Here is an 11,673-nt window from a genome sequence, read left to right as displayed (position 1 = left end):
TCGTCTGAGGTCGGTCGAGAAGACTCTCAACGAGATGGACGGGCCCGATCAGGTCGCAAGCTCATCCGAAGACGTCCTGAGGCGCCCAGGCATCCAGCCATTCGAGTTCTGCGGTGCCGTTGCGGAGCGTGATGGGGAGCCAGACCGCCGGAGATTCGGCGAGAGCATCCCGCTGCCAACGGTCTCCGACGTACAGGTGCCCCGCGCCAACTGGCACGACGACACTGACTTGCGAGTCGAACGTGGCGCTGCCGACGGGCGCGAAGGGACGCCACGGAGTCCAGGGTCCCTCGAGGGACTCCGCAGTGGTGAACATGTTGTCGTTCGTACTCCAGCCGGTCAGGTCGGAGCCGAACAAGTAATACAGCCCGTCGTGGCGGACCAGTGTCGGGGACTCATAACCGATGGCCGGGTTGTTCTGCTGCGTAAGGGTTGCGACGACCTCCTCGACACCGAGGTAATCGGGGCGGAGACGATAGATGTGCAAGCCGTTCTCCCGATCTTCCGAAAGAAGGTAGCCGACGCCGTCCTCCTGGTAGACGCCGATGTCGCGGCTGATGTTCCCGAGCGGCCGCTCGCTGTGCACATAGCGGAAGGGACCGGCCGGGTCAGCCGCGACGGCGTATCCGACGCTCGCGAACGAATAGTCCTCGGAATCGACGTGCAAGAGCATCAACCAGGTTCCGTCGGGGCGCTGCATCACCTTGGGCCGCTCGATGACACGATCGGCTGCGATCTCGCCCTCCCCCGCGGTGAGCGCGTCGCCCTCGTAACGCCAGGAGACCAGGTCGGCAGAGGAATAACAGGCGACCGCGGTGAACGTGCCTCCCGACGCTTTGTCCTCGCCCCAGGCGTACCAGCGGTCTGCGACCCTAGCCAGCCCGATGCCGTGGAGCTGAGCGATGCGGCCGCGATCATCGAGGAAGACCGAACCTGGCGTGATCGATCCCGTGCTCTCTGCAGGTACGTGCATCACTTCTCCGTGCTCCTTTGCATTCTGTGCGCGTTCATGCGCACCAGTCTTGGATGTCGTTCGCCTGTGCGGCCTAGCGCGCCGAAGCCGCCAGCGCGTCTCATCGGATGATCGGCTCGCCGTGAACGATCGGCGTCGCCCGCAACGCGATGCGAGCACCCGGATCGGGGCCGTCCTCGTCCAACGCCAGAGACAGTGCCGCCTCGCCGAAGGCCTCGAGAGGAACCTCCACGGTGCTGAACTGCGGAAGCACGTCCCCCAGCATCGGCACGTGGTCGAACCCGGTGACCTCGAGATCACGGGGTGACTCCACGCCCAGCTCACGGAGACGGGCGATCGCCCCCACCGCCATCGCGTCACTCATGGCCGCGATCACATCCAGCCTCTCAATGCGGTCACCGAGCATGTCGATCGCGGCATACCCGCCGTTCCGGGAGAAGGACTGGTGGATCACATCCGCGTCGGGGACGGTGATGTCGTGCTCAGAGAGTCCCTGGAGGAATCCGTGAACCCGATCCCGCGAGGTGATCTCCATCGGGGGCGCTGCCAGGATGGCGAAGCGCCGCTTGCCGGACCGCGCCAGTGCATCCGCGAGGAGCCGCCCCGCCTCGTGATTGTCCACTGTGACAGCGGGGAAGTCGAGGGCGCTGTCACCGACGATCACAACGCGTGTCCCGTGCTCGTCGAGGGTCCGCAGCTGCGCTTCCAGTGCCCGCTCACGCGGCATGTCGGTTGTTCTTGCGGTGGCGATCACGACCGCGCGATGGCGTTCGCCCCGCAGCGCCGTGAGAAGCTCCAGTTCACGCAACGGGTCGTCCAAGGTCGTGCGCACGGCGACCGACACACCGCGCTTCTCCGCCGCGTGCATGACACCGGAGATCATCGTCGCGGATCCGAAGTCCTCGATGTCGCTGACGATCAGCGCGATCGTGCGTGCGCGGCCGCCCTTCGTCGTCTGAGCGGCGGGGTTCACGGCGTACCCCAGAGCGCGCGCCGCGTCGACCACTCGGCGCCGAAGCTCAGGAGACCCGCTGTTCTTGCCACGGACACCGGGATTGAGCGCGCGGGAAGCAGTCGGCACAGACACCCCGGCCAGCCTGGCGACGTCTGCCAGTGTCGGCGGCTTATCCACGGGCACCTTCGATCTCCTCCGAGCGCTTTGCTGCAAACGCTATCCCATCTGATCGTTCCCGGACGTGCGGCATCGCCTCCCCCGCGGCGGCCACGACTGTGATCTCCCACTTCGTCTCCGCCTCGCCGAGTGAGGGGTCGCGCAACGAGACGGTCGCCCCTTCCGCGCCTGCGCCGAGTGTGAGCATGTTGAACCGATTCGTGAGGATCACCGACCCGTCTTCGATGCGCGTCAACGCCCAGAACTGCCGGTGGCTACGTTCGCGTCGAGCGCAGTGTACGGAGGCGCCCGCCGTGCGACCTGCCCCGTTCAGAGTGAGGGTGAATCCGGTGTTCTCCGCCTCAAGCCACCAGTATCCTTCCTCGGCTTCCCGCAGAATCCATCTCGCCGCCTCATCGACCTGCGCGACGACCCGCCCGTCGTCTGCGAGGTATCTGCCCGATGCGCGATTCCTGAGCTGAATGGTTGTGTCCTTCCGCGGATCAACGGCGCGCTCGGGCTTGACGAGACGACCGCCGACCTTGATCCCGGTGACGTTCGAGTAGCCGCCCGTGCCAGCGAGGATCTCGAATTTGACATAGGCGACATCCCGCGCCGGCCACTCAGCGACCTTCGGAGTCGCGCCGGATGCCCATGTGACGTCTGCGGCGAGCTCGTAGGCGATGCCGTCGACCGAAGTGAGGACCCGTGCCTGCCTGACGTCACCGTCCGTCGCCCCGTTGCGATTCCACTGCTTGGGCAGATACTCGAAGGTCGTCACGTTGGACCACACGCCGCCCAGATCGACGATGAGCGATGCGGGAAGCGCACCACCGGTCGGCATCCAGGTCGACCAGCAGGTCTCGAGATTCTTGTCGCCACGCCCGTCGATCGCGTTATAGGGCACCTCGTACAGGTCGGACGCGCTGTTCCAGAATGTCGCGCAGGCGGCGACGGGGATGACCGGCCACTCCGTCCTGACCTGCTGGGGAGGAAGAGGCTCGCGGGAGAGATCCGGCCCCGCCCAGGCGGTGCCGACTTCTGCAAGACGGTCGACGACATTCTCGTCGAGTCGACCCCGACGGTTCGGTGGACAGTTGAGGAGGAAGGACGTATAGCGCGGCTCGGTCTCGTTCAAGTGATCGATGATGTCGGCGACCGACATCAGCTCCTCGGTGGGTGTCGACGGGTGCCAGAACCACCCGTCGCTGATCGTCTGGCCCTGGACACCCGCGTTGACGTTGCCGGCGGGGACGCGGATCCCCATCGGCTCCTCCCAGAAGATCGCGTCGCCCAGCCATGGCTGGGTGACGGCGCAGATGTCCGCGAGGACGCAATCCGGCTGCAGTCCCTTGACCAGCTCTCGAACGCGGGCGATGCTGACCGCCTGCTGCCCCGCCTGCCAGGTGTATCCGTCGGTCAGGAGGACGTCGATCCGCCCGTAGTTCGTCAGCAGCTCGGTGAGCTGCCCCAGAATCACGTCCACATGGGCAGGTTCGATCTGTTTCGTCGGGTCGGAGACATGGTGGCCACCCTGGGCCTCGAAGCCCGCCGTACGATCCCAGATCGAGAAGTAGAACCCGATCTTCAGACCGGCGGCGCGGAACGAGTCGACATAATTCCGGACGACGTCCTCACGATGACCGCTGTACTGCACATTCTGCGTTCCGTACTGCGTCGGCCAGAGCGAGAATCCGTCGTGGTGCTTGGTCGTCAGCACGGCGTACTCCATCTTCGCCGACTTCGCCGCCGCCGCCCACTGCGCACAATCGACACTTTGAGGCGCGAACAACGCGGGATCCTGATGGGGACGCGCCCACTCCTCATCGGTGTACGTACCCAAGCTGTAGTGCAGGAACATCCCGAAGCGCATGTCGACGAAATCCTGCAGGATCTGCTGTTCGCTGCGACGGCTGATACGCGGCTGAGTCATTCCCGGTGCCCTTTCGCGTCGAAACAGGCGGTGCTGAGTCGCTGGTATTCGTCCGCGGTCACGGGGAGCACGACGCCATGGCAAGGATCTCCGGGCAGCCGGTGGTCCGCCGACGCCGTCCACACTCCGCTCGCCAGGTCCGTCGTCTCGAACGGTACATAGCGACGTTCATTCGTGAACTCGTCGATCCAGAGGAACCACTTCTCCTCGGTGTTCGACTTGTACACCAGCGGGCCCTCGCCCTGACGGATGGTGTCCAAGCCGATGCCTTCAGCGAGCGGCGTCCACGCCGCGGCAGTCAGGGATCCGGAGTGCTCGCAGAATATCGACTTGCCCTGCGGTGCGAGATGATCCCTCGAGCGTTCATCCTTGAGGAATCGGTAGTAGCGGCCGTCGTGCTCGATGACAGTGGTGTCGATCGTCGACCATCCGCGATCGATCCACACCTGCGGCTTCGAGAACTCACGGAAGTCGCGGGTGGTCGCGTACATGATCCGGTTGTAGCTGCGCCCGTCATGCCGTTCGTCGTCGTACAGCGTCGAGGACCAGTGCACGATGAACGCGTTCTGCGCGGCATCCCAGACCGACTCGGGCGCCCAGGTGTTTCCGGCCTCGACAGGAGCGACTTCGACCAGCCGCCCGTCCCCCCACTCGATCAGGTCGGCCGACTCCCAGACGACGATCGAGCGGCTGCCCCAGCGCTGGTGGTGGTCCCAATCCATGCTGTCGTACAGGCGCAGATCCGTCGCGACCATGTAGTAGCGCCCGTTGACGGGCGATCGTACGACGTGGGGATCCCGTACTCCGCGCTGTCCGACCTTCGATCGGACCACCGGTCGGCCGTCGTTGAGGTCGGCGAATCGCAACGGGTCGTTGCCGTCGCTCAACGCGAAGTGGATCTGCTCTCCCTCCGCCGCTTCACGCTTGAAATGCACATAGAGGTACCCCGCGTACTCCCCGGTGGGTGCCATCCGGCTGTCTCGCTCTCTGTCCGTCATGTCGATCGCTACGGCAGTGGGAATGGATTCTCGAACGGGGTCCCTGACACGAAGCGCTCCACTTCGGCGAGGGCGGCGTGACCGAGCCGGCGCAGCTCGACCCCTGTGGATCCGGCCAGATGGGGAGTGAGGAAGACGTTCGGCAGGGCGTACAGTGGATGTCCTTTCGGCAGCACTTCTGGTTCGGTGACGTCGAGGATCGCGCGGATGCGTTTCGCGGTGAGCTCGTCGACGAGGGCGTCCTGGTCGACGAGGATGCCTCGCGCTGTATTGACGAGAGTCGCTCCGTCCGGCAGGGCGGCGAGCACCCGGCGCGAGATCATCCCCTCCGTCCGAGGCGTGACGGGGGCGTGCAAAGACAGAATGGTGCTGCGCCGGGCGAGGTCCTCGAGATCTCGGACGACCTCGACGCCCAGAGCCTCCGCCGTCGGCTCCGCGAGATACGGGTCGTAGACGAGAACCTCGACGTCGCGGTCACGGAGCTGCTCGATGACCAGCATCCCGATGGTGGATGCACCGACCAGGCCGATCGTCGTGCCGTACAGGCCTGTGTGCGGCAGCTCGGTTTCCCGGTCGACGAAGCGCTGATCGCGGCAATACTGCCGCGAGGCCCAGAACGCGTCCTTGGCCGCCAGTGTGATCATCGCCACCGTGAACTCGGCCACCGGGATGCCGTTGGCGGCGCGGGCGGATGAGACCTCGATCCCACGTTCGCGCGCATGGTGATCGAGAAACCCGATGCCACCTCCCCAGTGCACGACGGCGCGCAGAGAGGGAAGACGATCGAGCTGAGACACCCCGAGGAAGGGCGCGCCCCAACCGCTGATCAGGAGCTCCACGTCGGTGAGGCCCTCCAGCTCGGGTTCGCGGTCCTCCTGCCAGGTCAGGATGCGATGCGGGTCGAGATCGAGGAGCTCGTGCAGCCTGCCCATCTCGGTCTCGCCGAAGATGAACGGCACCATCTCGGGCGCCATGGCGAAGGCAGCCTTCACACCCGGCATCAGTTCTCCTCCACAATCGTGAGTACTCGGGCTGTGGGTCCCGCCAGGGTGCGGACGGCGAGTCCGTCCGCACCCTGGGCGAACGACCAGGGCGATGCCTCGCGCGGGTAGCTCGTCCGCACTCGTCCTCGCACCCCGGGTATGAGCACCGATGCCGGCTGGTCACCCCGATCCCAGATGTACAAGGTGACGCCCTGCTCGTGGCGCAGCCCCAGGCAGACAACGGGATCGGTCCACGCGGGCAGGCCCAGCGGCCAGAACGGGGTCGCCGAAGGCAGCAGATGCCGGTCTCGGCGGTGCACGACGAGGGCCTCGTGCACGAGGTCGCGCTGGGAGGGAGCGAGGGAGTCGAGGAAGCCGGAGAGGTACAGGCGTCCGCTCAGTCCAGTGACCATCGTGAACGCGGTCTCCTCCTGCGACATGCCAGCGGCGGGGTAGGCCCAGTTTCCGCATTGCTCCGGAAGGATGTGCGCCGGAGCCGATGCGGCGATCGGCGCGTACAGACGGAAGTCCTGCTGATCACTCGTCGACTGGAGGTGCGTGATCGAGAGAAGGGAGTAGTCGGCGCGCATCGCGCCGGAGCTGCAGTTCTCCACCAGGACGTGCGGATGACGCCGTCCGATGTCGACCAGCCATTCGCGTAGGGCGCGGGTGTGCGCGAGCAGTCCGTCCCCCGCACCGGCAGCCTGCCACTCCGTGCCCGCACCGGGGTTGATGTTGTAATCGAACTTGAAGTAGGAGACGCCGAACTCGGCGATCAGGCTGTCGACGGCGGCATCCAGGTGACGCCTCGCGGCAGGGTGCCGCAGATCGAGGTGGTAGCGGTCGTGTTCGCGCACGCGTTCGCCGAACCTGCGGAAGAACGCTTCCTCCGGCAGGGCATCGGCGACAGCGCTCTTGACGCCGACGACCTCTGGCTCGAGCCACAGTCCGGACCTCATGCCCTGTCGATGGATCTCGTCGATGACGGCGGCGAGCCCTCCCGTGAATCGATCAGGGGCCTCGGTCCAATCGCCGACGGTGTCCCACCAATCGCCGATCTCCGTGTCGGCGAACCACCCGGCATCGATGCAGAACACCTCGGCGCCGGCAGCTGCTGCTTCGCGAATGAGCGGCAGCAGCGCTTCCGTCGTCGGCTGGCCCATCAGGGTGTTCATGAAGTCGTTGTAGACGACGGGCAGCTCCGGGGCCCGGCGCCTGTCGTCTCGCAGCCAGCGGCGATATCCGGTGAGCTGCGCGAGAGCGTCGTCGCGGCCGACTCCGGAACTCGCGACGGCGACGGCGACGGCTTCGAAGGACTCCCCCGGGTCGAGCCGGTGGGCGAAATGGTGCTCCAGGTCCGTCGGCCCCATCAAGGAGATCACGGCGCCGTCGCGGGAAGCGGAGAGGTCGACATGCCATCCGGCACTGGTCTCGATCTGCCAGGCGAATGCCTCACCGCAAGCGGTGTCGACGAGGTATCCGACCGGGAGGTTCTCACCGCTGGACCAGGCTCCGTGGCTGGTGATGCCGTGGTGTCCGCGCGCGTCCTGACCGTGGAAGGCGAGGTCCAGGTGAGGAAGCACGTCGGTGACCGCCGTCTCCTTCCATCGGTTCTCGCCGAGCCACTCGCTGGCGGCCGTGCCCAGGACGATGCCTTCGAGCGCTTCCCTTCTTCCGATACCGAAGGCCATCGCGACGGCTGTCACGGTGACGGGTCGGTCGGAGGTGTTGCTCAGGGTCGTCTCGACGCGCAGTGCACGCAGCCCCTCGGGCCGGCTGATCGTGCTCCGCACCACGAGGCCGGACACGTCGTCCCGCTGCTCGATGATGAGCCGATGCACCCCCGATACGGCCGTCTCGGAGACGTGGTGCACACGAAGTCTGGCTCCGACGGCGGAATGCACGTATGCCTGGCTGGTCCGGGCGCGCTGCTCACGCGCGGTGAACACCTCGACGAGCGGAACGCCCTCACGTCCGAGCAGTTCGGAGCCGTCAAGAGACGACAGGGCGGCCGGGCTTCCAGGCGACCAGTGGATGTCAGCGACCGATGTCTGCAGGCGACCGGATGCGTCTGCGCGCGCGGCGGGTTCGTCGAGGATCTCTACGGTGTCCGTGCTCCCGGTGGCTGCTACGTCGAACGCCGTCACTTGAGACTTCCCATCGTGACGCCTGCGCGCCAGTACCGCTGCATCGCCACCATCAGGAGGACCATCGGGATGGTCGCGACGAGAGATCCGGTGATCACCAGTGTCGTCACGTCGATCTCGGAGTCCGCTCCGCGCCCCAGCCAGGAGTACAGACCCAGCATGACCGGCCACAGGGTGCGGTCGCGGAGCATGATGAGCGGTCCGTAGAAGGAGTTCCATGCGGCGACGAAGTGGAGCAGGAAGATGGTGGCTCCCGCCGTCGTCAGCAGACGAAGACCGATGCTGAAGAAGATGCGGTACTCGCCGGCTCCGTCGATCCGCGCTGCTTCGAGGAGCTCCGGAGGCACCGCGCCCTCGGTGTACACCTTCGCCAGGTAGACGGAGAAGGGCCCGAAGAACGCCGGGATGATCATGGACCAGATGGTGTTGAAGATGCCCAGCTGCACGAAGAGCAGGTAGGCGGGGATGGTGAGGAGCGCCCCGGGGATGAGGAAGGAACCGATGATGAACGCCATCGATGTGGCTCTGCCTCGGAACTGATACATGGCCAGGCCGTAGCCGGCGGCGAGGGCGATGATCGTCTGTCCGATCGACCCGGCAGTGGAGTAGAGGAAGGAGTTCCACAGCCAGACTCCGAAGGAACCGTTCTCGTACTTGAACAGCTCCGTCAGATTGTCGAACAGCCGGAAGTCCGCGAACCAGAGCCCGTTGGTCGTGTACAGCTGCTCTCGAGACTTGGTCGCCGACACGATGAGCCACCATGCCGGTCCCACGGAGTAGATCGTGAAGAGGATGAGTCCGGTGAGCACGAACCACTTCGATGCGCCTCGCGCTGCGCCACCGGTGTCTTCGGCGGCGACTGCCCTCGTCCGCAGCCGGGGCATTCGCCCTGGCGCGCGCCGAGGGAGGACGACCTCTCGCGTCGTGTCCGCAGTCCTGGTGCCTTCGTCTGTGAGGATCATTGCTCGACCTTGTTCGTGAGGCGGTAGATGATGGCCGAGGCGATGCCGACGACGGCCGCGAGGATGATGGACAGTGCTGCGGCGTAGTTGAGATTGCCCACCTGGAAGGCCTGGTTGTAGATCACCATCGCGGGTGTGAAGTCCTTGGTGATCTCCTCCGGGGCGATCGAGCGGAACAGCATCGGCTCGGCGAAGATCTGCAGGGTGCCGATGATCGCCAGCAGCCCCGTGAGGACCAGTGATGCTCGGACGTACGGCACCTTGATCGACAGAGCGATGCGGAGTTCGGATGCACCGTCGACCCGTGCAGCATCGAAGAGCTCGCGGGGTACGGCCTGCAGCGCCCCGTACAGGATCAGCATGTTGAATCCGATCGTCCCCCAGATGTGGAGGTTCCCGATCGACACCCAGATCATCGAGCCCGAGAAGAAGTCGACGTCGAGGCCCAGGAAGTCGAAGATGGGCTGGAACGGGCCGACCGCCGGGCTGTAGAGGTAGATCCAGATCATCGTCGCCACGATCCCGGGAATCATGTACGGGATCAGCAGCGAGAGCCGGAAGCGATTGGCGACGCGTCGGGTGACCGCGTCGACGAGCAGCGCCAGGGTGAGGCTGACGATCTGAGTCAGCGGAACCACGATCACCGCGTATACGCCGACACGGAGCATCGACTCCCAGAACACGTCATCGCTCAGGCCGCGGGCGAAGTTCTCGAGCCCGGTGAAGCTGACCTGTGTTCCGCCGAAGCCGAGGCCCGAGGACTTCTCCGAGAAAAGGCTCTGCTGGAATGCCATGACCACGGGAACGAGCGTGAACAGAGCGAACCCCGCGAAGAACGGCCAGGTGAACGACGCACCCTTGAGCTTCTGGGCTGTTCGCCAGGAAAGGTGAGGAGACGCGGGCCTCCCGCGCTCGGGTTGTTCGGGCAGCGCCCCCAGATCGGGTTCGCGCACCTGAGTCACGGAAGACATCCGCGTCTCCTTCCTTCTTCGTGGCCGTCGGACTACTTGGCGATCTTGTAGTCGATGCCCTTGGCGTCGAGGTCGCTGGCGATGTACTCCTCGACGTTCGTCAGCGCATCTTCGAGAGTGATCTGCTTCGCGACGAACTTGCCCCACTGATCCTGCAGCTGGGGGAACCAGGCATCGTAGTTCGGTCCGCGCTCGAAGGTGCCGATCACGTTGGCCTGCGCGTCGGTGATGACCTCCCCGACCTCAGCGGCCGACTGTCCGAAGAGCTTGTCGGGAACGACCGCCTCGGAGTACTCGGAGACGTCCTTCAACGCAGTCGGGACGCCGACCGCACCCGTGTCCTTGTTGCGGCTCGCCTCGATGCCGTCGGGGTCGGTCGCTGCGAACGTGGCGAACGCCACCGCGGCCTCGGGGTGCTCGCATCCGACCGGAACGATCGACGCGTTCGCGTACCCGCTGGCCTTGTCCCCCTTCGCGCCTTCGAACTGCGGGAGCGGAACGGCCTCCCAGTTCCCCAGCGAATTCACGAAGTTGGTCTGCAGACCCGTCAGAGACCACCACTGCGTGGGCAGCGTCGCCAGCTGACCGCTGTCGAAGTACGCGTACAGGGCCGGGCGATCCTGATAGGTCTGCGTCGAGTTCAGGTCGTTGTCGACGATGTCCTGAAGCACGTCGACGGCCTTCTGGGTCTCCTTGCCGTGCAGGTTGACGATCCACTTGTCACCGTCGATCTTGAACCAGTCCGCACCCGCCTGCTGCGACAGATTCACCAGCGTGGAGGGATCCTCGCCGGCCAGGTTGATGACCTTCACGCCGGAGGGCGCGAGCTCCTTGCCGGTCTCGACCAGCTCCTCCCAGGTCTTCGGCGCCTCGGCACCGCCGGCGTCGAGCGTCTTCGTGTTCACCATGAGGAACTGGGCCGACGCGCCCGTAGGCACGCCATAGTACTTGTCGCCCATCTTCGCCGCGGCCAGGGCACCGGTGCTGTACTTGTCGGCGACCGGCTCGACGTACTCGGTGATGTCCTGCGCCCAGCCGTTGACGAGAGAGGTCGACAGCGGAGCGAAGCCCGCGGCGAGGCAGGGGACATCCTTCTTCGACTCCATCACGTTGCGGAAGTTCGTCTGCATGGCGGTGTTGCTCGGCTGCAGCACGTAATTGACCGTGATCCGGTCCTGTGCCTCGTTGAACGCATCGACGACCTGCTGTGAGAGCGGGTCCCATCCCCAGACATCGATGGTGACGGGCTCGCCGGCCTCGGTCTTCTCGGGCTCGGGGGAAGCTGCAGCAGCGCAGCCTGTGAGCAGAGCCGCAGCGGCCAGACCGGCGGTGAGGGCAAGCGCCCGGCGATTTCCAGATCGCATGAATCACTCCTTTGTGACGCGCACCCACTTCGGTGCGCGGATCGGTGCAAGTAGACGTACGGGGATATCCCAGATTGGATAACGTCATCCAAGTATGTGTGAGGGGCAGAACCCTGTCAATACAGAAGACGGACGGATCTGAGGCGCGCCGCGACCACCCCCCAGACCCACCACTGGGGGAACGCGCAAAGGCACGTTCCCCCACTGGTTGCGACGTCGGACGCAGTCTCA

The 11,673-nt window shown here is 65.5% G+C and carries 9 protein-coding genes; all 9 read right to left on the bottom strand.

Annotated features, from left to right (window positions below):
- Positions 1-61: 61 nt before the first annotated feature.
- Entirely contained in the window at positions 62-973 is a 912-nt protein-coding gene (locus GON06_RS04780; protein WP_157311157.1) for a family 43 glycosylhydrolase, read from the bottom strand.
- Positions 974-1,073: 100 nt separating this feature from the next.
- Positions 1,074-2,111, bottom strand: a complete 1,038-nt coding sequence (locus GON06_RS04775) for a LacI family DNA-binding transcriptional regulator (protein WP_332837162.1) — start codon at positions 2,109-2,111, stop codon at positions 1,074-1,076.
- The gene (locus GON06_RS04770) at positions 2,098-4,017 is read right to left on the bottom strand and encodes an alpha-L-fucosidase (protein WP_157311361.1); all 1,920 of its coding nucleotides are present in this window, start codon (positions 4,015-4,017) and stop codon (positions 2,098-2,100) included. The genes GON06_RS04775 and GON06_RS04770 overlap by 14 nt, the downstream gene beginning before the upstream one ends.
- A complete protein-coding gene (locus tag GON06_RS18640; protein ID WP_157311155.1) occupies positions 4,014-4,988 on the bottom strand; it encodes a glycoside hydrolase family 43 protein in 975 nt (324 codons plus the stop codon). Before GON06_RS18640 ends, GON06_RS04770 begins: the two co-directional genes overlap by 4 nt.
- A 35-nt stretch (positions 4,989-5,023) precedes the next feature.
- On the bottom strand, positions 5,024-6,016 hold the full coding sequence (locus tag GON06_RS04760) for a hydroxyacid dehydrogenase (protein ID WP_157311154.1): 993 nt from the start codon (positions 6,014-6,016) through the stop codon (positions 5,024-5,026).
- On the bottom strand, positions 6,016-8,145 hold the full coding sequence (locus tag GON06_RS04755; RefSeq protein ID WP_332837161.1) for a glycoside hydrolase family 36 protein: 2,130 nt from the start codon (positions 8,143-8,145) through the stop codon (positions 6,016-6,018). The genes GON06_RS04760 and GON06_RS04755 overlap by 1 nt, the downstream gene beginning before the upstream one ends.
- A complete protein-coding gene (locus GON06_RS18955; protein WP_198346606.1) occupies positions 8,142-8,954 on the bottom strand; it encodes a carbohydrate ABC transporter permease in 813 nt (270 codons plus the stop codon). Before GON06_RS18955 ends, GON06_RS04755 begins: the two co-directional genes overlap by 4 nt.
- A 149-nt stretch (positions 8,955-9,103) precedes the next feature.
- Complete coding sequence (locus GON06_RS04745; protein ID WP_157311152.1) at positions 9,104-10,078, bottom strand: carbohydrate ABC transporter permease; 975 nt, start codon at positions 10,076-10,078, stop codon at positions 9,104-9,106.
- Between the two features lie 32 nt (positions 10,079-10,110).
- The gene (locus tag GON06_RS04740; protein WP_157311151.1) at positions 10,111-11,442 is read right to left on the bottom strand and encodes an ABC transporter substrate-binding protein; all 1,332 of its coding nucleotides are present in this window, start codon (positions 11,440-11,442) and stop codon (positions 10,111-10,113) included.
- Between the last annotated feature and the right edge of the window lie 231 nt (positions 11,443-11,673).

Source organism: Microbacterium sp. MAH-37, assembly GCF_009758255.1.
GTDB lineage: Bacteria > Actinomycetota > Actinomycetes > Actinomycetales > Microbacteriaceae > Microbacterium.
The sequence above is the reverse complement of the archived record's forward strand: the minus strand, read 5'-3'. Positions and strand labels throughout refer to the sequence as shown.